The organism is Bordetella ansorpii (genome assembly GCF_900078315.1).
GTDB classification, from domain to species: domain Bacteria; phylum Pseudomonadota; class Gammaproteobacteria; order Burkholderiales; family Burkholderiaceae_B; genus Bordetella; species Bordetella ansorpii.
Window position 1 is genome coordinate 561669 of sequence record NZ_FKBS01000029.1, and the last position, 20828, is coordinate 582496.

21 protein-coding genes are annotated in these 20828 nt (G+C 68.8%); 2 read left to right on the plus strand and 19 right to left on the minus strand.

Translation table 11 applies throughout. From position 1 onward, the window contains the following. Positions 1–66: 66 nt before the first annotated feature. Positions 67–735: a response regulator transcription factor gene (locus A7W11_RS24285; RefSeq protein ID WP_066420289.1), complete on the plus strand. Its 669-nt coding sequence runs from the start codon at positions 67–69 to the stop codon at positions 733–735. Continuing rightward, positions 732–2285: an ATP-binding protein gene (locus A7W11_RS24290; protein ID WP_235816962.1), complete on the plus strand. Its 1554-nt coding sequence runs from the start codon at positions 732–734 to the stop codon at positions 2283–2285. The genes A7W11_RS24285 and A7W11_RS24290 overlap by 4 nt, the downstream gene beginning before the upstream one ends. A gap of 19 nt (positions 2286–2304) precedes the next feature. Here the strand turns inward: A7W11_RS24290 and A7W11_RS24295 are convergent, their stop codons facing one another. From A7W11_RS24295 to A7W11_RS24385, 19 genes are all read right to left on the minus strand, one after another. Continuing rightward, complete coding sequence (locus A7W11_RS24295) at positions 2305–3600, minus strand: NAD(P)/FAD-dependent oxidoreductase (RefSeq protein ID WP_066420291.1); 1296 nt, start codon at positions 3598–3600, stop codon at positions 2305–2307. An 11-nt stretch (positions 3601–3611) separates the two neighbouring features. Further along, positions 3612–4343, minus strand: coding sequence for an amino acid ABC transporter ATP-binding protein (locus A7W11_RS24300; protein WP_066421721.1), 732 nt, complete (start codon positions 4341–4343; stop codon positions 3612–3614). 2 nt (positions 4344–4345) lie between these two features. Continuing rightward, complete coding sequence (locus tag A7W11_RS24305) at positions 4346–4999, minus strand: amino acid ABC transporter permease (RefSeq protein WP_066420293.1); 654 nt, start codon at positions 4997–4999, stop codon at positions 4346–4348. A 13-nt stretch (positions 5000–5012) separates the two neighbouring features. Next, positions 5013–5768 (minus strand): ABC transporter substrate-binding protein, encoded by a 756-nt coding sequence (locus A7W11_RS24310; RefSeq protein ID WP_066420294.1) that lies wholly within the window; start codon positions 5766–5768, stop codon positions 5013–5015. Continuing rightward, positions 5765–6448 carry a helix-turn-helix domain-containing protein gene (locus A7W11_RS24315; protein ID WP_066420295.1) on the minus strand — a complete coding sequence of 228 codons (684 nt, stop codon included), beginning with the start codon at positions 6446–6448 and terminating at the stop codon, positions 5765–5767. The genes A7W11_RS24310 and A7W11_RS24315 overlap by 4 nt, the downstream gene beginning before the upstream one ends. Before the next feature lie 163 nt (positions 6449–6611). Continuing rightward, the gene (gene trmD / locus A7W11_RS24320) at positions 6612–7385 is read right to left on the minus strand and encodes a tRNA (guanosine(37)-N1)-methyltransferase TrmD (RefSeq protein WP_066420296.1); all 774 of its coding nucleotides are present in this window, start codon (positions 7383–7385) and stop codon (positions 6612–6614) included. 3 nt (positions 7386–7388) lie between these two features. Then, positions 7389–8012 (minus strand): ribosome maturation factor RimM, encoded by a 624-nt coding sequence (rimM, locus tag A7W11_RS24325; RefSeq protein WP_066420297.1) that lies wholly within the window; start codon positions 8010–8012, stop codon positions 7389–7391. A 36-nt stretch (positions 8013–8048) separates the two neighbouring features. Then, the gene (gene rpsP, locus A7W11_RS24330) at positions 8049–8309 is read right to left on the minus strand and encodes a 30S ribosomal protein S16 (protein ID WP_066130660.1); all 261 of its coding nucleotides are present in this window, start codon (positions 8307–8309) and stop codon (positions 8049–8051) included. A 113-nt stretch (positions 8310–8422) separates the two neighbouring features. Then, positions 8423–9787, minus strand: coding sequence for a DUF58 domain-containing protein (locus tag A7W11_RS24335; RefSeq protein WP_066420300.1), 1365 nt, complete (start codon positions 9785–9787; stop codon positions 8423–8425). A gap of 6 nt (positions 9788–9793) precedes the next feature. Continuing rightward, the gene (locus tag A7W11_RS24340) at positions 9794–10783 is read right to left on the minus strand and encodes an AAA family ATPase (protein ID WP_066420304.1); all 990 of its coding nucleotides are present in this window, start codon (positions 10781–10783) and stop codon (positions 9794–9796) included. Between the two features lie 14 nt (positions 10784–10797). Beyond that, complete coding sequence (locus A7W11_RS24345; protein WP_066420306.1) at positions 10798–12219, minus strand: hypothetical protein; 1422 nt, start codon at positions 12217–12219, stop codon at positions 10798–10800. Then, positions 12216–13001 (minus strand): DUF4129 domain-containing protein, encoded by a 786-nt coding sequence (locus A7W11_RS24350; RefSeq protein ID WP_156523222.1) that lies wholly within the window; start codon positions 12999–13001, stop codon positions 12216–12218. The genes A7W11_RS24345 and A7W11_RS24350 overlap by 4 nt, the downstream gene beginning before the upstream one ends. Next, the gene (locus A7W11_RS24355) at positions 12985–13719 is read right to left on the minus strand and encodes a hypothetical protein (RefSeq protein ID WP_066420308.1); all 735 of its coding nucleotides are present in this window, start codon (positions 13717–13719) and stop codon (positions 12985–12987) included. The genes A7W11_RS24350 and A7W11_RS24355 overlap by 17 nt, the downstream gene beginning before the upstream one ends. After that, positions 13706–15403: a stage II sporulation protein M gene (locus A7W11_RS29025; protein WP_268874745.1), complete on the minus strand. Its 1698-nt coding sequence runs from the start codon at positions 15401–15403 to the stop codon at positions 13706–13708. Before A7W11_RS29025 ends, A7W11_RS24355 begins: the two co-directional genes overlap by 14 nt. 26 nt (positions 15404–15429) lie before the next feature. Continuing rightward, the gene (locus A7W11_RS24365) at positions 15430–15951 is read right to left on the minus strand and encodes an RDD family protein (protein ID WP_066420309.1); all 522 of its coding nucleotides are present in this window, start codon (positions 15949–15951) and stop codon (positions 15430–15432) included. Positions 15952–16178: 227 nt separating this feature from the next. Next, positions 16179–16445, minus strand: coding sequence for a sulfurtransferase TusA family protein (locus A7W11_RS24370; RefSeq protein WP_066420310.1), 267 nt, complete (start codon positions 16443–16445; stop codon positions 16179–16181). Then, a complete protein-coding gene (gene alaS / locus A7W11_RS24375; protein WP_066420316.1) occupies positions 16432–19050 on the minus strand; it encodes an alanine--tRNA ligase in 2619 nt (872 codons plus the stop codon). The genes A7W11_RS24370 and alaS overlap by 14 nt, the downstream gene beginning before the upstream one ends. An 85-nt stretch (positions 19051–19135) precedes the next feature. Next, positions 19136–20200 carry a PulJ/GspJ family protein gene (locus A7W11_RS24380; RefSeq protein WP_066420324.1) on the minus strand — a complete coding sequence of 355 codons (1065 nt, stop codon included), beginning with the start codon at positions 20198–20200 and terminating at the stop codon, positions 19136–19138. Positions 20201–20207: 7 nt separating this feature from the next. Beyond that, positions 20208–20825 carry a type 4 pilus major pilin gene (locus A7W11_RS24385; protein WP_066420325.1) on the minus strand — a complete coding sequence of 206 codons (618 nt, stop codon included), beginning with the start codon at positions 20823–20825 and terminating at the stop codon, positions 20208–20210. Positions 20826–20828: the final 3 nt, after the last annotated feature.

Below are 20828 nucleotides of genomic sequence, written 5' to 3' on the forward strand. Positions count from 1 at the left end.
CACTGCGGCCTGGACGCACCGCATGGACGGTGTCATGCAATCATCATTTACGGAACCCGATCGACGATGCAGATCCTGCTGGTGGAAGACGACCCCATGCTTGGCGAGGCCATGCAGGCCGGCCTGGCGCGCGGGCTGTCGGCCGAGGTGGACTGGGTGCGCGACGCGGCCGCGGCGCGCGTGGCGCTGATCGATCACCGTTATCGCGCGGTGCTGCTGGACGTCGGCCTGCCCGGCGAATCCGGCCTGACGGTGCTGCACGCGCTGCGCTGCGCCTACGACACCACGCCCGTGCTGCTGGTGACGGCGCGCGACCAGCTCAGCGACCGCATCCGCGGCCTGGACGCCGGCGCGGACGACTACGTGATCAAGCCCTTCCAGCTCGAAGAGCTGCTGGCCCGGCTGCGCGCGGTGATCCGCCGCAGCAGCAACCAGGTGTCGCCGCTGCTGCGCCACGGCGACGTCGTCGTCGATCCGGCGGCGCGCGTGGTGCGCCGTGGCGAGACGCCCGTGTCGCTCAGCGCCAACGAGTACCGCACGCTGCTGGCCCTGCTGGAGCGCCGCGGCCGCGCCGTCACGCGCGAGCAGCTGGAAGACGCGGTGTACGGCGGGCACGGCACCATCGAAAGCAATACGGTGGCGGTATACGTGCACCAGTTGCGGCGCAAGCTGGGCGACGGGCTGATCGAGACCGTGCACGGCTATGGCTACCGGATTCCCGAGGACGGGGCATGAGCTTTCGCGCATGGCTCAGGCAAGGCTGCAGGCGAGGCCGTATCCATGAAGGCGTCCCGGCCGACGCCGCGCCCATGGCAAGCGACACGCCGTATCGCACCGCGGACGGCGAAGAGACCGGCGCTCCCGCCGCCATGCCCGCCTGTGGCACGGCCTGCGCCCCCCGCGACCGTCGCGCCAGTTCCCTGAAACGCCGCCTCTTGCTGGCCCTATTGCTGACCGTATTGCTGAACTGGGGCGCCTGGTTCACCATGCAGGCCGTGGAAATGGGGCGCCAGCAAACGGGCAAGTGGGACGCCGACCTGGAGGACGTGGCCCAGAAGGTGCTGCTGTCCCTGCCCGGCCCCATGGCGCCCGCCAACGGATCCACCGGGTTTCGCCTGCCCGAGAACATGACCCGCAGCAAGCAGGACACCGACGGCCTGACCTTCCAGGTGTGGCAACTGGACGAGCCGCACGCCATGACGCTGCGCTCGGCCGGCGCGCCGCCTACGTCCATCGCGGGCGGCACGGACCGGCTGGGCTACACCGACATCGAGATCAACAACGAGCCCTGGCGCGTCTATTCACTGAACGACCGCGACAACCTGGTGCAGGTCCAGGTGGGCCACCCCATCAGCAAACGCCGCGCCGAGTTCCATCTCTGGATGCGCGAAAGCTTGAACGCCACGGCGATCCTGTTCGCGCTGCTCAGCCTGTCCGTGTTCTGCGTGCTGCGGCACGGCCTGCGCAGCATCGACAGCCTGCGCGGCGCCATGCAGAAACGCGACCCCTTCGACCTGGCGCCGCTGCCGACGCGGGACACGCCCATCGAGCTGCGTCCCCTGATCGAATCCATCAACCGCCTGCTGGCGCGCCTGGATACGGCCCTGAACCGCGAACGGCGCCTGATCGCCGATGCGGCGCACGAACTGCGCACGCCGCTGGCCGTGCTGACCACGCAGGCCGAGGTGGCGCGCGGCGCCACGCAGATCGAGGAAAAAGACCAGGCGCTGGACAAGCTGCTGACGGCGGCGCGCCGCGCCACGCGGCTGTCCGAGCAGTTGCTGGACCAGGCCCGGCTGGACGCACTGGAACACGCCTCGAACGAGCCCGTCGAACTGGCCGCGCTGGTGGCGCTGATGGTGCGCGACCATGAATCGGCCGCGCGCGCCAAGGGCCAGCGCGTGGTGCTGGACGTGCAACCCTGCACGATACACGGCGACCTGGACGCGCTGGGCATCCTGGTCAGCAATCTGGTCGACAACGCGCTGCGCTACACGCCCGAGGGCGGGCGCATCGACGTCAGCTGCGGCCCCCGCCAGGAGGGCGGCGCCTTGCTGCGGATCGCCGACAACGGGCCTGGCGTACCGGAGAACGAGCGCGATCGCATTTTCCAGCGCTTCTATCGCGCGCAAGGCACCGTCACGCGCGGCAGCGGCATCGGGCTTTCGCTGGTGGCGCAGATCGCGCAGTTGCACCGTGCGCGCATCGAGTGCTGCGATGGGCTGGAGAACCGGGGATTCTGCGTCGAGGTGACGTTTCCCCCCGCCACGACGGCGGCGGCCTGAAGCCGGCCCTGCGCCGCCCTCAGACTCCGCCGTCGGTCATCCGATACCAGCTCACCACCGCGCCGACGTACAACCGGCGCAGGCCGTACAGCGGAAACGGCTTGATGCCGGTCACCGGCAGGGGCAGCGCCTGGCGGTCGCCGCTGACCACGTACTGCGCCATGGCCCGGCCCATGGCGGTCTGCAGCCCTACCCCGCGCCCCTGGCAGCCGATGTCCACCAGCAGGCCCGGCGCGGGTTCGTGCAGGTGCGGCAGATAGTCGCGCGTGACGGCCACGCGGCCGCACCAGCGGAACTGGATCGGCACGCCGGCAGCCTGCGGAAACAGCTTGACCAGCACGCGCTCCAGATGCGCCCAATCGGCCTGCCCCTTGGGCTCGCGGAACGGTCCCCGACCACCCATCAGCAGCCGGCCCTCGTGGTCCAGCCGGAAGTACAGCAACAGGTTGCGCGTATCCGAGGACACATGCCCCTGGGGCAGGATGCTGGCTCGCGCCTCGGGCGGCAGCGGCTGGGTGGCCACCTGGTAGGTGTTGGCGTCGATGATGGACGGCTTCAGCCCCGGCCACAGGTCGCCGCAATAGGCATTGGCGCACATCACCACACGGCCCGCCGAGACTTGTCCGCCGCTGGCGGTGCTTGCCGTCCATTGCGACCCATTGCGCTGCAGCCCCGTCACCGGCGAGTCTGTATGCACGCGCGCGCCCGCGGCCAGGGCCGCGCGCGCCAGACCCCGTGCGTAGGACAGCGGTTGCACCGTGCCGGCGCGGCGGTCCACCCAGCCGCCCAGGTAGCGCGACGTGCCCAGCAGACGGGCGGTTTCGGTGCGATCCAGTTCCTGCACGTCGGCGCCGTGGCGCGCCCACTGGGCCACGCGGCTGGCGGCCGTCCTCAGGGCGGCCTCGGTGTGCGCGCCCTGGATCCAGCCGGCCCGGGCACGCGGCACGTCCATGCCGTGCTTCTCGATCAGGTCGAACACCAGCCCGGGCGTACTGCCAACCAGTTGGATGAGCCGTTCGCCCGCGTCGCTCCCATACATGCGCAGCAGATCGTCGGGGTCGTATTTCAGGCCGGGAATCACCTGCCCGCCGTTGCGCCCGGAGCCGCCGAAACCGATCTCGCGGGCCTCCAGCACCATTACGTCCACGCCCTGCTGGGCCAGGTGCAGCGCCGTGCTCAGGCCGGCATAGCCGCCACCGATCACCAGCACGTCGGCGCGGTGCGCGCCCGCGGCCAGCGGCCCGGTGGCCGGCGGCGCGGCGGCGGTGGCCGCCCACAACGACGCGGACAGGGGAAAAGGAGCTTGCTGCGACATGACGGATGGCCTCACAAGTGGTGCAGCACACGCCGCAGGAAATCCTGCGCGCGCGGGTGCTGCGGATGGTTCAGGACTTCCCGCGCCGGCCCCTGCTCGACGACCACGCCGCCATCGCAGAACAGCACGCGGTCGGCGACTTCGCGCGCGAAGTCCATTTCATGCGTGACCACCATCATGGTCATGCCGGTCTCGGCCAGGCTGCGCATCACGCGCAGCACGTCGCCCACCAGTTCCGGATCCAGTGCGGACGTGGGCTCGTCGAACAGGATGGCCTTGGGCCGCATGGCCAGCGCGCGTGCGATCGCCACGCGCTGCTGCTGCCCGCCGGACAACTGGGGCGGATACGCATCGGCCTTGTCCGCCAGCCCGACCTGCTCCAGCAATTGCCGGCCGTGTTCGAGCGCCTGCGCGCGCGGCTCCTTCTTCACATGGATCGGCCCCTCCACGACGTTTTCCAGCGCCGTGCGGTGCGGGAACAGATTGAATCGCTGGAACACCATGGCGACCTGCGTGCGTATCGACACGATGGACGGATCGTCGCGGTCGACCTTCACGCCGTCGACGCTGATGGTCCCGCCCTCATAACGCTCCAGGCCATTGATGCAGCGCAGGATGGTGGACTTGCCCGACCCCGACGGGCCGATGACGCAGACCACTTCTCCTTTCTGCACCGCGACGTCGATGCCCTTGAGCACCTCCAGGTCGCCGAAGCGCTTGCGCAAGCCTTCCACGCGGATCATGCTCATCGCTTCGCGCTCCTTTTTTCCATGTGCCGCACGAACAGGATGAGCGGCACGCACATCACCAGATACATCAGGGCCACCAGCGAGAACACCGTGGAGTTCTTGAAGGTGGCGACGGCGATCATCTTGCCTTGCAGCGCCAGCTCCGCCACGGTGATGGTGGAGGCCTGCGACGAGTCCTTCAGCATCATGATCATGATGTTGCCGTACGGCGGCAGCATAGTCTTGAAGGCCTGCGGCAACACCACGCGCCGCATCGTCAGCCACCAGCCCATGCCCATGGCCTGCGCCGCCTCGATCTGCCCCTCGTCCACCGCCTGGATGGCCGCCCGGTAGTTCTCGGCCTGGTAGGCCGAATAGGCGATGCCCAGCCCGATGATGGCCGCCTGCGTGGCCGTCAGCGCGATGCCGATGTCCGGCATCACGAAGTAGATGTAGAACAGCAGGACGATGATGGGAATGCCGCGCAGCACGTTGATGACGCCCGCGCTGATCCTGGCCAGCACCGGGATGTTGCTGACCCGCATCAGCGCCCAGACCAACCCCAGCAGCGTGGAGAAGATCAGGGAGCCCGCGGCCACCACCACGGTCAGCCACGCGCCCTGAAGCAGGATCGGCAGGAACTGCGCCGCATCATTGAAGAATTGGGTCATGGCCAGCCCCGGCTCAGTCCAACCCCCACTTCTTCAATATCTTGTCCAGTTCACCGCTGCTCTTGAGCTTGGCCAGCGAGGCGTTCACCTTGGCCAGCAACGCCTTGTCGTCCTTGCGCGTGGCGATGCCCACGCTGGAGGTGACGGCGGGCTGGTAGCTGCGCACCATCTTCAGGTTGGGATAGCTGCCCTGGTTGATGGCGTAGGCCGCGATCGGAAAATCGAGAAAGCCCGCCTGCAGACGACCCGCATTGACGTCGCGCATGATGTCGGGCGTGGATTCGTACAGCTTCACTTCCTTGAAGATGCCGCTTTTCTGCATGGGCTCGACGAAGGCCGTGCCGACCTGCACGCCGACGGTCATGCCCTTCATGTCCGCATAGCCCTTGTAGGCCTTTTCATCGGTCTTGGGCACCACCATGCCGTCGCCGTACGCGTAGATCGGCTCGGAAAAATCGACCACCTCTTTGCGCGTGGGCGTGATGAACATGGCCGCCGAGATCAGGTCGATCCGCTTGGACGTCAGCGAGCCGATCAGCGCCGAGAACTGCATCGGCTCGATGGTGGCCTTGAAGCCCGCGTCCTTGGCGATGGCATTGGTGATGTCCACCATCACGCCCTGGATGGTGTTGGTCTTGGTATCCAGAAAGGTGAACGGGCTGCCGGTCGGCGTCGACCCCACCTTGAGTGCCTGCTGCGCCTGCGCGGCGCCACCGGCCAGAACCGCGGCGGCCATCATGGCGGCCATCGTCAGAGTCTTGAACTTCATGGTGATTCCCCTTGCTGATCTGTTGGGATGGAACTGCCGCCCGCGTCCGGTGACGGGGGCGGGCTGGCCGGCACCTGGGAGGCCGAATGGCTGATCGCCCAGATGACTTCGGTTTCGGTATCGCCGGGATTGCACCAGCGGCGCGGCTCGTTGCCCGCATAGCAGAAGCTGTCACCGGACCGCAGGCGCACGACGCGCTGGCCGATCCAGAGATCGAGTTCGCCGCGCACGACCAGACCCACCTGCTCGTGCGTGTCGGTGACGAACAGTTCGTCGCCGCTGGCGCCGCCTGGGGCGAGCACCGCCCGGCACAGGTCCAGCGTGCTGGAACGCGGCGGGGTGTAAACCTCTTTGGAGACGCCCCGGTCGAGACTGTCGATGCGGCGGTGCAGTCCGGCGCGCAGCACGTGCCCGTCGGTGTCGCCGCCGTCCTGCCCGGCATTGCGCAGCAAGGCATCGATGGAGACGCCGTACAGGCGGGACAGCGCCTGCAGCGCGCGCAGCGACGGCGCGCTGAGGCCCCGCTCGATCTGGCTGAGCATGCCCAGCGACACGTTGCAGGCCTCGGACACCTCGGCCAGGGACAGGCCCTGGCGCTTGCGCAACTGGCGCAATTGCGCACCCAACCAGAGATCGATCAGGCTTTTGGGACGAATCACGGCGGCAGCGGATCTGGCCACGATTGAAAGTTTCAATATTGTGGAAGTTTCAATCCTAGAAAGAATCCGCCGCGCCGCGAAAGCTGGGGATTGCCCTAGCGCCCGGACACGCGCCTATGAAGGACTGGGGTATGTCCCTAGGGAAATGAATGGGACGCCGGCGCCGGGCGCCGCAGGGAGACGTTCAGTCCGCGGGCGAAGGCGGTAGCGCGGCCAGGAAGCGCTCGTCGGCCGGCGTCAGGCGGCCATCGGCGCGGGCGCGGTCGATGAGATCGGGCCGGCGGCGGGCAGTCAGCGTGAGGGATTGCTCGCGGCGCCAGCGGGCGATGTGCGCGTGATGCCCGCTGAGCAACGGCGCGGGCACCTGACCGCCCTCGTAGACTTCGGGGCGGGTGTAATGCGGGCTGTCGAGCAGGCCGTCCAATGCGGGATTGAAGGAGTCCTGCAAGGCCGAATCGCCGTCGTTGAGCACGCCCGGCAACAGGCGCACCGCGGCGTCGATCATGGCCAGCGCGGCCAGCTCGCCGCCCGACAGCACGAAGTCGCCCAGCGACAATTCCAGCGTGACGCAGCGGTCGATGAAACGCTGGTCCACGCCTTCGTAACGGCCACAGATGAAGATGGCGCCGTCGCCGGCGGCCATTTCACCCGCCGCCCGCTGATCGTAGCGGCGGCCGGTGGGCGACAACAGGATGACGGGCGCGGCGCCCAGGCCCTGCTGGGCGCGGGCGGACTGCGCGGCGGCAACGGCGGCTTCGAGCGGGGCCGCCATCATCACCATGCCCGGGCCGCCGCCGTAGGGGCGATCGTCCACCGTACGGTGCACGTCATGAGTGAATTCGCGCGGGTTCCAGGCGTGCAGCGACCAGATGCCCTGGCCGTGCGCACGGCCCGTGACGCCGAGGTCGCGGACCACGGCGAACATGTCGGGGAACAGCGTGACGACGTCGAAACGCATCGGTCAGTATTCGACCGGCCAGTCGCTGTCGATACGGCGAGCCGCCAGGTCGACTCCGTGGATGTGGGCCTGCACGAACGGCACCAGCATGTCGGCCGGACGCCCCTTGGCGTCGAGTACCGGCTGGGGGTCTGCCCCTTCGGTTTCGACGCGCAGGCGCGCCACGCGAAGAATGGCGTGCGCGCCGTTGTCCAGCACTTCCTCGACGCGGCCCAGCAACTGGGCCGGCCCTTCGGCCGTGCTGTAGAGGTCGCAACCGATCAGGTCGACCCAATAGTATTCGTCTTCGTCGGGCTGCGGAAAGGCGCTGCGGGACGCAAGCACCACGCAGCCACGCAAAGCCTCGGCCTGGTCCCGGTCGGACAGGCCGGCAAGCTGGGCCACCACCGTCGAGCCCTGGGCCCGCGACTGCACGATGGCATGCGCGACGGGCACGGGCGCGGCAGAGCCCCGCGCCGCTTGGGGCACGGGGCGAAGCAGCCACCATTGCTTGACCGAGCGCAGGACTTCGGCCTGCGCGGAGTGCGGCTGGACCTTGATCCAGCCCTTGACGCCGTAGGCCGCGGTGATGCGGCCGAGTTCCACCAGATCAGGCGGAACCGCGCCAGGATTTACTACTTGTGTCACGCGAGCCGGGAATGACCGACAAAGCCTGCCGACGGCTTAGGCCGCGGCGGAAACCTTGGCCGAGTATTCCTTGACCAGACGCTCGACGGCGGGCGACAGCTGGGCGCCGTTGCCGGTCCAGTACTGAACGCGGTCCAGAGCGATGCGCAGGTTTTCCGTGCCTTCGCTGCCGACGGGGTTGTAGAAACCCACGCGTTCGACGAAACGACCGTCGCGGCGGTTGCGCGAATCCGTAGCCACCAGGTTGTAGAAGGGGCGCTTCTTGGAGCCGCCACGAGCCAGACGAATCACCACCATAGGTAATCCCTTGAATTAGTTGGAGAAAGCAGAAAACTATAGCACCTTTTCCGGCGCGATGGCAAACCAAAGTGTGTCAGCCGTGCGAATCGAGGCAAAAAAGGGCGATAAAACTACAGCGCGCCGGCCCGTTTCACGGTCAGGTAGCGGTCGACCAGCGCCGCGGCCAATTGGCCGGGTTCGGCGTCGACGGCCAGCATCTCCGTGCCCGCCAGACGCTCGAAGGCATCACGGCGCGCCTGGGCGAACAGGTGCGCCGACGCCACGTCGACCGGGCCGCCAGGCGCTTCCAGGCCCTGCCCGGCCAACTGCCCCAGCACCCGTTCCCGCAGGCTGGCCACCATCACCAGATGCTGGCGATGCAGCAGGCCCAGCGCCGGCCCCAGTTCGGACGTGTCCTCGTCACGGAAGTTGGTCAGCACGATGACCAGCGCGCGGCGGTGATGCGAGGCCATCAGCAGGCGGGACGCCTGGATGTAATCGGAATGGATGGCGCTGGGCTGCACGTCGTACAGCCCCTCCATCAGGGCGCTGAATCCGGCGGCGCCCTTGCGCGGCGCGATATGGCGCCGTTCTTCGGGCAGGCAGCCGAAGGTCATGGCGCCGACCTCGTCGCCCTCTTTCAGCGCGATGCGCGACAGTTGCAGCAAGGCGCCGAGCACCTGGTCGAAGTGGCTGCTGCCCGCGTCGGCCCCCTCGTCGGCGCGCATGCGGCGGCCGCAATCCAGCAGGAAGAACACGCACTGGCCACGATCGTCCTGGTATTCGCGCACGATGGGCCGGCGATGGCGCATCGTGGCCTTCCAGTCGATGTGGCGCAGCGAATCGCCCATGCGGTAGTCGGCCAGCTGGCGGAATTCCGTGCCGGTGCCGCGCAAGGCGTGGCTGCGCGTCCCCGCGCGGGTGATGCGGCGGGTGCCGGCCATCCAGGCCTGCCTGCCGATCGGCCCGGTGTCGGGATAGATGCGCGTGGTCTGCGCTTGGCCCACGCGCCGGGAGAACTCGAAGCATCCGCCCGGACTGCGCCAGCGCAGGTGGACCGCGCCGAAGCGCGCCGGGCCGCGCAGGCGCGGCGTGGCGCGATAGCGGATCTCGACGCGGGAGCGCGCCGGCACCCGAACGGTTTGCGGCAACCCCTCGTAGGCGAAGTGTTCGTCCACGTCGTCGAACACCTGCACCGGCCAGGCACGGCGGCTTTCGTTGATCAGCGCAAGCGTGACGACGATGGGCGTGCCTTGCACGGCGGACCCCGGCACTTCGCGCTCGGCGCGCAGCGGCGTCTCGCGCCATGCGCGGCGGCTGCTTGCCCAATCCCATCCGGCATAGGCCAGGCCGGCCAGCAGCAGCCCGCCAGCCGCCTGGGCGGCCGTCCGCAGCGGCAGGCCGAAGGCCAGCGCGATGCCCGTGGCCAGGGCCAACCCGCCCAGCGCGTAGACCGCCCGGCGGGAAGGGATGGGGAAACCGGCGTTTGGCGTCATGCCCGATTACAGGCGCGGCGCCTGCACGCTGCCCATGGCGGCGCGCAGCAGATCGTCGGTGTTACGGCCTTCCAGTTGCGCATCGGCCGTCAGCAGCACGCGATGACGCAGCACGGGCAGCGCATGCTGCGCCACGTCGTCCGGCGTGACGAAGCCGCGCCCTTCCAGCAACGCCGCGGCACGGGCCGCGCGGATCAGCGCCACGGCGCCGCGCGGACCGGCGCCGCAATACAGGCCGGGCCAGCCGCGCGTCGCGCGCACGATGCGCACCGCATAATCGAGCACCTGGCCGTCCACATGCACCTGGCTGGCCAGGCGCTGCAGTTCCAGGACATCGTGCTGGCTCAGGCACGGGCGCACCTGATCCAGCGGCAACTGGTCGCCGGCGCGATCCTGCGTGGCCAGCCGGGCGATGGACATCTCTTCCTCGTGCTCGGGAAAGCCGATGTCGATCTTCAGCAGGAAGCGGTCGAGCTGGGCCTCGGGCAGCGGGTAGGTGCCTTCGGTATCGATGGGGTTCTGCGTGGCCAGCACCATGAACGGCCTGGGCAGCGGCACCGTGCGGCCTTCCATCGTGACCTGATACTCCTGCATGACTTCCAGCAGTGCGCTCTGGGTCTTGGCGGGCGCGCGGTTGATTTCGTCGGCCAGCAGCAGGTTCGTGAACACGGGGCCTTCCCGCATTCGCAGCGTGCCCAGGCCGCCATCGGCGCTGGGCTCGAGCACGGCGTGGCCGGTGATGTCGGAGGGCATCAGGTCGGGGGTGAACTGCACGCGGGCGTAATCCAGCGCCAGCGCCTGCGACAACGCGCGCGCCAGCAGGGTCTTGCCCAGGCCGGGCACGCCCTCGATCAGCGCGTGGCCCGAGGCGATCAGCGCCACCAGCGTCAGGTCGACGGCCTGTTGCTGGCCGACCACGGCCTTGCTGATTTCGGCGCGCAGCCCCTGCAATTGCTCGGCTGTGCGCGTCAGTGCTTCCGGAGAGATGGCTTGCATGAGGGGTCAGGGGATCAGGTTGAAGGGGGAGGATGGGATGAGCGCCTGGCGTCGGCCTGCTCCAGCAGGCGGCGGCGCGCGGCCTCGAGCAATGCGAGCTCGCTCTCGAATTTATCCCTGGCGTCTTCGCCGGGCAGCACCAGGGCGCGCTCCAGGGACTCGGCATCCATGCGCGTGGCGCGCGAGATGGCCTGCACACGGGCCGGGCTGCTCAAGGCGGTGTACTGCGGCAGCACGCGCGCGGCGGCCTCGTGCAAGGCCCGCACCTGCGCGGCATGCAGCGCGGCGGCGCCCTGCCCGCGCAGATACTGGCCCGTGCCGCGCACCTGGTCGCCCATCGAGCGGCGGTTCGCCTGGCCGGGCGGCATCACGGGGCCGAAGCGCGTGGCCGAACGCCACACCGCGGCGGCGGCGGCCAGCAATGCGATCAGCACGGCGACCCAGGCGTTGTTCCAGAGCCAACTGGAAAGCGACGGCGACGGCTTGTGCGCCTGCTGGCCCAAGCCATCGACGAACCAGACCTCGCTGTCGGGCCGCACCTGCAGTGCTGCCGCCAGCACCAGCGGATTGTCCTCGATCAGCGCCTGTCCGTTGTACATGAAGGACGGCGTGCCGATCACCGTGACGCTGCCGCTGCCCACCGCGACACGCATCATCTCGATGCCGTGTTCGCCTTGCAGGGCCCAGGTGGGATCGCGCTCGCCGATGGGCACGTAATACGCCTGGGAAGGCCATCCGCAGGCCTTGAAGGCACGTTCGCTGCCGTAGGTGCCAGACGCTTCCGGCCAGACCTCGACCAGTTGGCGGCACACCACGCCGGACGACTTGGCCTGCCCCTTTTCGGCAATGGGCGGATCGGCGTCCTCGTCATCCGCCTGGACCGCCTCGTCATCCGCCCGGGCGGCGGCCAGGACAGGGCCCTGGAACGCCGCGGCAGTCGTCTGCCCGGGTTTGTCGGCCGGCAAGGGCTTCAGTTTCTCGGCAGGAGGAGGAACGAGCTGGTCGCGCTCGTCGCTATCCCACCCGTCCTCGCTGTTCTCGTCCTCGTCGGGCAGGTACTCGTCCACGTCGCGCAGCAATACGCCGGGCAACGCCGTCATGCCGTCCAGCGAGCCGAAGACCACCAGATGGCCGCCCCGGCGCACCCAGCCCGCCAGATGGAACACCTGCTCCGAGTCCGCCTCATCGCCCAGATCGGCCACCACCACCCGCGCCTGCCGGGGCGTCTCGGGATCGAAGCCATCGCTGGTCACCACCTTGGCGCCCAGCCTGTGCACCAGTTCCTGGGTGACGTGCAAATTGTCGGCGAAGAACGGCAACTCGCGCGGGCGGTCGTCCTTGAGCCGGTCGAGATTCCTGGCGCCCCACCAGCCGCCCACGCCAAGCAGCAGGACGATGACGGCAATGCCCACGGTCCACTTCCGCGAGAGGCTCATGGCGCCGCTCCGGAAGATGCGCCGGGCGGCAGCATGCGCTCGAAATCGTCGAACAGGGCCTGCATGCGCGACGCATCGGGCAGGCTGGCGCCATAGGCGGCCAGTTGCCAGGCGCCGACCAGGCTGGCGAAGAAGCTGGCCGAGGCCGGCGGCAACGCGCGCGCGGACAGCGCCACGCATTCCCGCTCGGTGCTGGCCGCGCGGATCGGCACGGCATGCCCATGCACCATGCGCGACAGCGCGGAACGGTAGAGCAGCGCCAGCGCCGCCCTGCCCGCTCCCTCGCGCCACAGGCGCGCGGCCTCGGCAGCGACGTCTTCGGGCATGCTGGCCGGCCGGATGTCCAGGCCGCTGACGGTGCCGGGCGGCAAGGGCTCGCGCCGCGTTCTGGGCGCCTCGGCGGTTCCACGCACCTTGATCCAGCGGCGCAGGTTCAGCAGCACATAGATGACGAGCAGCCCGCCGAACACCCACATCGCCAGGCGCAAGGCCTCTTCCAGGCCGGTCATGGGCGACAGCGAGTCGTCCCTGCGCTTGGCCGGCTCTTTGTCTTCCTTGGGACGATTCACGGGCCGTTCGAGATCGGCGCGTGTCTTCGCGGCGGCTTGCCGCACGTCCTCGCGCGAGAACGGCATGGGCGACTCGGTGAAGTCGTCCTGCTCGATGTATTCGGCGTCGTCGTCCAGCGACGGGCTGGCCGCCGTGGCCGCGCAGGCCGGCCCCAGGGCCAGGACGGCCGCCAGCAGCAAGCGCGCGCCATCGCGCCTAGCGGGGAAAGACACGGCGCAGCTCCTGTTCCACGTCCCAGGCTTCGAGCTGGACACGGCGGTTCAGATACATGGCGAAGCCCGCCGCCACGTAGAAGGGTTCCAGCACGAACACGACCAGCATGTAGGCGCCCGCCATCAGCAGGTCGCCCCAGACCGATTCGGAATACAGATACCAGTCGAAGACGCTGCGCTGCGTATCGTGCGGCATCAAGAGGATGAGGGTCGACAGGATGGCCAGCGTCAAAGCCTGCTCGACCGTGGCGAAGGCGGTCTGCATGCCGGCGGCGCTGAAGCGCCAGCCGCTCAGCAACAGGCGCCGCCGTTCGCGCCGCTGGCGGCCGCGCTGGCCTTCCAGTTGCACCACGGGCTGCACGTACGACCGCCAGGGCGAGAAGCGCCACAGGACGAAGGTGGTGAACCATTGGCTGCCCCACACGGCCTTGCGCTGGCGCCACAGGTCGGCCCGGGTGGTGGACTGGCCGAACACCGCGCGAGACAGCACGAACAGCAGGGTGCGGTCCAGCCAGGGCTTGAAGAGGAAGATCAGCAGCATCGGCAGCCAGGTCGCGATGAGGGCGCTGGACAGCGACACCAGCGCGGCGACCGCATAGACGGGCAGGAAAATGCGCCACAGGGATGGCCACAGGCTGCGCGCCAGCGCAACGCCCAGGTCGCTGGCCTCGGCCATGCTGCGGTGGCGCAGTTCGATGGCGGCTTCAATCACCGGCATGCGCGGCCTCCCTGGGAGCCGGATCGCGGCGCGGGCGGCCCTGCCAGCCCAGGTATCCGATGACCAGCAGCCAGCAGGCCGCGGCAACGCTGTATTTCACGTCCGGTTCGATCCAGCGCGACGAGGACCAGAAGGCCTCGACGGCCGCCGCGATCAGCAGCATGGCGGCCACGCCGTAGACCAGCACCACCGCCTGCCCCGCGGCGCGCTTGAGGGATTCCAGGCGAGTCAGCGTACCCGGCGCCAGCCAGGCGTGGCCGATCATCAGGCCGGCCGCGCCGGACAGGACGATGGCCGTCAGTTCGAACGCCGCGTGGGTGGCGACGAAGGAGTAGAAATTCTCGGCGTGCCCGGCCGCCACCATGTAGCCGCCGATCAGGCCGATGGAGGCCCCGTTGTAGACGATGTAGAACACGCTGCCCACGCCGGCGAAGATGCCGCTGGCGAAGCATTGGAAGCCGATGCCGATGTTGTTCATGATGTAGAAGCCGAACATCGTCCAGTCGTCGCCGGCGTCGCGCTTGCGGCCCAGCGCTTGCGCGCCGCTGCGGTACATGTCGTCGTACTCGCGCACCTGGCTGGCGCCCAGGATGTGGCCGGCCAGGTCGCGGTCCAGCGCGGCCGCCACGCCCAGGGCCAGCAAGGGCACCGAGAACAGCAAGGCGGACATCAGCACATAGCGCCAATGCGTGCGCACCGCCTGCGGGAAATCGATCAGCAGGAACCTGGCCAGCGCCTGCCGGCCGGCGCCGCGGGGGCGATACACCACCGTGTGGGCGCGCTGCACCAAAGACTCGAGCCGCCGGACCAGATAAGCAGGATAGGCGCGCGACTGCGCCAGCGCCAGGTGGCCGCATGCCTGGCGGTACAGGGCCGCCAGCCGGGCGCCGTCATGGCGCTTGCCCTCCTGGGAGGCCTTGACCAGGGTGTCGAGCTCGGCCCAGCCGGGGGCGTGCGCGATCTCGAACTGGCGAGGCGCCTGCGGCGCGCCATAAGGATGCCGATCCACCGCCCACTGGGCCACGCCCAGCAGGCGGCGGGTGGCGCTGGCGTTGTCGCCGGTATCGGGCAAGGCGGAGCCGGCCATGCGCGCCAGCTCGTCGAAACGTTGGGGCGTCAGCCGGCCGTGGCGGCCGGCCAGCGCCACGATGACGGCCTGCTCGGGCAGGCCGAGGGTGCGGCCGGGATCGAGAATGGCGGCGTCGGGCAGTTTGCCGTCCAGGTCGGCCGACTGGTCGAACACCACCAGGGTGCCGGCGGCCATGTCGCCCAGGCGCTTGCTGTCACGGCGCAGCAGGATGGCGATGGCGCCCGCGCCATAGAAACCGGGCAGGAAGTCGGCGGCGCGCAGCAGATTGCGCGTCAGCGAGGCGCCCAGGGTGACGGGCTGGCCGGTATCCATCACCACGCGCAGGCCCATCAGGCGCTTGCCGGGCGTGGCGCCGCGGCGCGTCATCTCGAAAGCGACCGGATACAGCCATTCGAGAAGGAAATAGGCGATGAGGATCAGCCCCTGGGCCAGGCCGCCCAGGCCCACGGCGAAGGTGAACAGGACGGCCAGGATGGCCCAGCGGATAAGCCAATCCACCAGATAGGCGAGGCTGCGGGCCATGATGCCGGCCGGGCGCAGCGCGATGAAGATGCCTTCTGGTGTCTCGGAGGGGTGAGCGGCGTCCAGGCGCACGGTACTACGGGTGCGTCCGACGTGGCTCAGTCTGCTTCCACGACGATGGAGTCGGCGATCAGGTCATGGATGCAGCGACGGTCCTGGCGGAAGATGAACAGCGAATCGACCAGGCCGAAGATGCTGCCAACGATAGGGATGGCGCTGATCAGGGCCGGGACCAGGTAGCGCAGGCCGAAGATGCGGCCGAAGGTGATGCGCGAACCATCGGCGCGGACGATGCGGACCTTCATGGCGCGCTTGCCGACGGTCTGGCTGCGGGTGACCAGCATGTAGATCTGCAAAGCGGCGATCGCCACGAACCAGAGCACGGCGAAGAGCACGGCGATGGTGGAACCACCGCTCGAATCCATGATGCCCACCACGATACCCGCCGGCAGGAACAACAGGGAATCGATGATGACCGCAGCCAGGCGGGCGAGACGTCCGGCCAGGCGGCCGACCCCCGGTGCCTGCGGAGCGATGTCACCGACAGTGGCCGTGGGCGGCGCGTAACGCTGGTCGATGTCCTGCGAGTCAATCACTTGCGTATCAGTCACCTGCTGCATGACTTTCCTTTTCTGGAAGTGGGAAGTGGGGAGACAAGCCAGGCACGGAGATTACTCGCGGGCAGCGGTAACAACAAGAACTTTTCGCAATAAACCTTGTCTAATGCCGCATCAAAATGCGGCATTTTCGGTCTATTCGTAAGAAACCGTATCCAAACGGGCTCGCGGCGCGCCGCCTCGGCCCGAGCCGCGCGGCGACGGCTCGCCGGAGGGACGCGATGGACCGGCTAGCGGCGGCGCAGGAAATGCGCCGTGCGGCCCTCGTCGGACTGCTGGGCCAACAAGGCGTTGCCTGTTTGGCGCGAGAACGCCTGGAAGTCGCGGACGGCGTTCGGATCGGTGGTCAGCACGCGCAGGACGTCGCCGCTGGCCATCTGTGCCAAGGCCTTCTTGGCGCGCAGGATCGGTAACGGGCAATTGAGGCCCGTGGCGTCGACCTCGTGCTGATGGGCCGGCAGCTCGCCGGCCCCGCTGGGGGTGTCAGAGGCGTTCATCGAGCCACTTCTGCACGCTGGCGACCGCGGCGGGCAGCGCCGCGAGGTCGGAGCCCCCACCCATGGCCATGTCGGGTCGGCCGCCGCCCTTGCCGCCCACCTGGCCGGCCACGAAGCCCACGAGGTCGCCGGCCTTGACGCGGCCCGTGAGGTCGGCCGTAACGCCGCCCACCAGGCTGATCTTGCCGTCGGCGCCGGCGGCCAGCAGCACGACCGCGGACTTCAGGCGGTCTTTCAACGTGTCGACCATGCCGCGCAAGGCCTTGGGATCAACGTCGCCCAGGCTGGCGGCCACGAGCTTCACGCCCTTGACCTCGGCGGCCTTGTCGGCCAGGTCGCTGCCGGCGCTGGCAGCCAACTTGCCGCGCGCCTGCTCCAGTTCCTTTTCCAGCGACTTGATCTGGTCCTGCACCTGCGCGATGCGGTCGGGCAGATCGGCCACGGTACTGCGCAGCGCGCCGGCGGCGCGCACCAGCAGCGCGTTCTGCTGCTGCACCCAGGCCAGCGCGTTGTCGCCGGTGATGGCCTCGACACGGCGCACGCCCGCGGCCACGCCGCCTTCGGCGACGATCTTGAACAGGCCGATGTCGCCAGTGCGCTGCACGTGGGTGCCGCCGCACAGTTCGCGCGAGAAACCGATGTCCAGCACACGGACGGTATCGCCGTACTTCTCGCCGAACAGCGCCATGGCGCCGCCCTTGACGGCATCGTCATAGGCCATGACCTGCGCCTGCGCGGGGCGGTTGGCCAGCACTTCGGCGTTGACGATGGCCTCGACCTGCGCGATCTGCTCGGCGGTGACGGGGGCGTCGTGCGCGAAGTCGAAACGGGTCTTGTCGGGATCGACCAGCGAGCCGCGCTGCTGCACGTGGCTGCCCAGCACCTGGCGCAAGGCCTTGTGCATCAGGTGGGTGGCCGAGTGGTTGCGCACGGTGCGCGCGCGGCGCACGGCGTCGACGCGGGCCAGCAGGCTGTCGCCCACCGCCAGGCTGCCGGATTCGAGCTTGCCGTGGTGGCCGAACACGCCGGCCTGGATCTTCAGGGTGTCGGCCACGGCGAAGCGCACGCCATCGGCCTCCAGCAGGCCGGTGTCGCCCACCTGGCCGCCGGACTCGGCGTAGAACGGCGTGGCGTCCAGCACCACGACGGCGTCCTGGCCGGCCTGCACGCGGTCGGCCTGCGTGCCGTCGACGTACAGCGCCACGACCTTGGCGCCCGAGATCTCGAGGCTTTCGTAGCCTTCGAAGCGGGTCTGCGCGCCTTCGTAGCTGAGGCCTTCGGCCATCTTGAACTTGCCGGCGGCACGCGCCTGGTCGCGCTGGCGCTCCATGGCCGACTCGAAGCCGGGCATGTCGACCTCGACCTCGCGCTCGCGGCAGATGTCGGCAGTGAGGTCGACCGGGAAGCCGTAGGTGTCGTACAACGTGAACAGCGTGTTGCCGTCGAGCTGGCCGCCCTTGGAGACGTTGGCCAGCGCCACGTCCAGGATCTTCATGCCGTTTTCCAGCGTTTCGCCGAAGCGCTCTTCTTCCTGCTTGAGCACCTGGGCCACGCGGGTGGCGGCCTCGGCCAGCTCGGGATAGGCCTCGCCCATCTCGGCCACCAGGTCGGGCACCAGGCGATGGAAGAACGGCTTGGTCTGGCCCAGCTTGTAGCCGTGGCGCAGCGCGCGGCGCACGATGCGGCGCAGCACGTAGCCGCGGCCTTCGTTGCTGGGGATGACGCCGTCGACGATCAGGAACGAGCAGGCTCGGATGTGGTCGGCGATGACCTTCAGCGAATTGTCGGCCAGGTCCTTGACGCCGGTTTCGCGCGCGGCGGCTGCGATCAGCTTCTGGAACAGGTCGATTTCGTAGTTGGAATGCACGTGCTGCAGCACGGCGGCGATACGTTCCAGGCCCATCCCGGTATCGACACAGGGCTTGGGCAGGCGCGGCATGTTGCCGGCCGCGTCGCGCTCGAACTGCATGAACACGAGGTTCCAGATCTCGATGTAGCGGTCGCCGTCTTCCTCGGGCGATCCCGGGGGGCCGCCCCAGACGTCGGGGCCGTGGTCGAAGAAGATCTCGGAGCACGGGCCGCACGGGCCGGTGTCGGCCATCTGCCAGAAGTTGTCGGAAGCGTAGCGGGCGCCCTTGTTGTCGCCGATGCGGATGATGCGCTCGGCGGGCACGCCGACTTCCTTGGCCCAGATGTCGTAGGCCTCGTCGTCCTCTTGATACACCGTGACCCACAGCTTCTCGGCCGGCAGGCCGTAGATCTTGGTCAGCAGTTCCCAGGCGTACTGGATGGCATCGCGCTTGAAATAGTCGCCGAAGCTGAAGTTGCCCAGCATTTCGAAGAACGTGTGATGCCGGGCCGTGTAGCCGACGTTCTCCAGGTCGTTGTGCTTGCCGCCGGCGCGCACGCTGCGCTGCGACGAGGTGGCGCGCGTGTAGGACCGCGATTCCTTGCCCGTGAAGACGTCCTTGAACTGCACCATGCCCGAGTTGGTGAACAGCAGCGTGGGGTCGTTGGCAGGCACCAGCGACGAGGACGGCACGATGCTGTGGCCCTTGGACTGGAAGAACTGCAGGAATTTCTGGCGAATCTCGGAGGATTTCATCGTGGATGACGCAGGATCTAGGCGAATCTTTGATTATAGGGGGTGCGCTGCCCTCTGGGTGGCGCGCCCCGCTTCGTGTCCTCGGTCAGCGCACACAGATATAACCGGTGGTCCAGCCCTCGTCGTCATTCCATTTGCCGCCCGCGGAAATGATCACCGCCGAATAACCCGCCGGGCACGAGCAAGCGCCGGTCCGTGGGTTCGCCGTCGATATTCCCGTGTAATGATGGCAGCCGAAGCGGTTGTTCTCGGCGAACCCGCCGCCGAATCCGCCGTCTTCGGCGGCCCAGGCGCCATTGCGGCACGTCAGCATGCCGCCCGGGTTCGAGCGCGCCGCCAGCCCGGACACGTTGCAGGCCTGGCCCACGGTGGCCACGCCCAGCAGCAGATATTCCTGGGAGATCAGGCGGCCGCCCGAGACGACCGATCCCGACGTGGTCAGGCTGCCCTGCAGTTGCGGATCGCGCGAGTCGAAGCGCCGCACGTAGCGATCGGCCGTTGCCAGATCCATGCCGGCCCAGAGCACCGGCGTGCCCGCGGGCAATACCGCCGCGCCCGGCGCGTAAGGATTGGCGAAATCGAATGCCGCGCCCCGCAGACGGCCGCCCGACGCCGCGGTGGCATGGCCCCCATGCCCCTCGGTGGCGGCCACGAGCTCCGCCAGCCGCATCGCATCGGGCGTGCCATCGGCGCCCTGCAGCGCCTGTGTGGAATACACCAGGGCCTCGACCCGGCAGTTTGCGCCGGGACAGGCGTTCGGACGGAACAGGCGGATACGGGCTTGCGCGCCGCCAGCCGCCGTCTCGGGAAAACCGGCCGGCAGCAGCCCCTGGGATCGGAACTCGGCAAGCGTGGGCGCCATGGGATCGGCATAGCGCCAGCGGCCCTGTTCATCCACCGGGCGCGAGCCCGCCGCCAGGGCATCGAAATGCCGCTCCAGCATGCGGCTGGCCGCGTGCCGGATCTCCAGCAGCCACTTGCCCGTGGCCTGGGCAGCAACGTCGTCGGCGCGCCGCATCAGGGCAGCCGACCCCCATACCGCCAGCAGCGTGCCCACCAGCAACGCGATGGAAAGCTCGATCAGCGCGAAGCCTCTCCGCGCACGGCCACCCGCGCTTCGGACATATCGGTATGAGACGGATGCGGACATGATGGCCTCAGCGCGCCGTGAACACGAAGGTATTGCGGTCGCCCTGCGCGCACTGCGCCTCGGCGCGCGTGGCCAGGTAGGCCAGCGCCGGCGTGGCGGTCGAGTCCTTCACCACCACCGCCCCGCCCTGCCCCTGCACGGAGATGATCTCGGCGGAACGCTGCATGACCGAAGCCAGGCCAGGGCAGGCCGCATGGCTGACGTTGTTGAGCGTCAGCGTGAATCCCGAGCCTGCCCCGCCCGCCGCGAACACGGCGGGCGCCAGGGAAACGACCCCATTGCCCGCCGTGCCGTTGCCGCCCAGCCCGTGGGCCACCACGGAGGAGGCGCCGGAGCCATCCACCGACAGCACGCTGGAGTCGCGCAACGCGTTGGCCAGCGTGCCGGTATCGATGCTTGCATAGGGCGTGGGGCCGGCGCCCTGGGCATTGGCCTTGGTTCGGGCAACGAAGCGCTGCAGTTCCGCGCCCACGTTGGGCACTTTGTTCTCGACGACGTAGTTGCCGATCGCGGGAATGCCCACGATGGCCGCCAGCAGCACGATCGCCGTGACGATGGAAACCTCGATCAGGGAAAAACCGTGCTGATTCGGCGCGGCGGCACGGCAATGCAGGAAATGGCGCATGGG

Coding starts and splice junctions, on each gene's coding strand:
- A7W11_RS24285 (WP_066420289.1), top strand. CDS start 67: ATGCAGATCCTGCTGGTGGAAGACGACCCCATGCTTGGCGAGGCCATG.
- A7W11_RS24290 (WP_235816962.1), top strand. CDS start 732: ATGAGCTTTCGCGCATGGCTCAGGCAAGGCTGCAGGCGAGGCCGTATC.
- A7W11_RS24295 (WP_066420291.1), bottom strand. CDS start 3,600: ATGTCGCAGCAAGCTCCTTTTCCCCTGTCCGCGTCGTTGTGGGCGGCC.
- A7W11_RS24300 (WP_066421721.1), bottom strand. CDS start 4,343: ATGATCCGCGTGGAAGGCTTGCGCAAGCGCTTCGGCGACCTGGAGGTG.
- A7W11_RS24305 (WP_066420293.1), bottom strand. CDS start 4,999: ATGACCCAATTCTTCAATGATGCGGCGCAGTTCCTGCCGATCCTGCTT.
- A7W11_RS24310 (WP_066420294.1), bottom strand. CDS start 5,768: ATGAAGTTCAAGACTCTGACGATGGCCGCCATGATGGCCGCCGCGGTT.
- trmD (WP_066420296.1), bottom strand. CDS start 7,385: ATGCGTTTCGACGTCGTCACGCTGTTCCCCGACATGTTCGCCGTGGTC.
- rpsP (WP_066130660.1), bottom strand. CDS start 8,309: ATGGTGGTGATTCGTCTGGCTCGTGGCGGCTCCAAGAAGCGCCCCTTC.
- A7W11_RS24335 (WP_066420300.1), bottom strand. CDS start 9,787: ATGACGCCAAACGCCGGTTTCCCCATCCCTTCCCGCCGGGCGGTCTAC.
- A7W11_RS24340 (WP_066420304.1), bottom strand. CDS start 10,783: ATGCAAGCCATCTCTCCGGAAGCACTGACGCGCACAGCCGAGCAATTG.
- A7W11_RS24345 (WP_066420306.1), bottom strand. CDS start 12,219: ATGAGCCTCTCGCGGAAGTGGACCGTGGGCATTGCCGTCATCGTCCTG.
- A7W11_RS24355 (WP_066420308.1), bottom strand. CDS start 13,719: ATGCCGGTGATTGAAGCCGCCATCGAACTGCGCCACCGCAGCATGGCC.
- A7W11_RS24365 (WP_066420309.1), bottom strand. CDS start 15,951: ATGCAGCAGGTGACTGATACGCAAGTGATTGACTCGCAGGACATCGAC.
- A7W11_RS24370 (WP_066420310.1), bottom strand. CDS start 16,445: ATGAACGCCTCTGACACCCCCAGCGGGGCCGGCGAGCTGCCGGCCCAT.
- alaS (WP_066420316.1), bottom strand. CDS start 19,050: ATGAAATCCTCCGAGATTCGCCAGAAATTCCTGCAGTTCTTCCAGTCC.
- A7W11_RS24380 (WP_066420324.1), bottom strand. CDS start 20,200: ATGTCCGCATCCGTCTCATACCGATATGTCCGAAGCGCGGGTGGCCGT.
- A7W11_RS24385 (WP_066420325.1), bottom strand. CDS start 20,825: ATGCGCCATTTCCTGCATTGCCGTGCCGCCGCGCCGAATCAGCACGGT.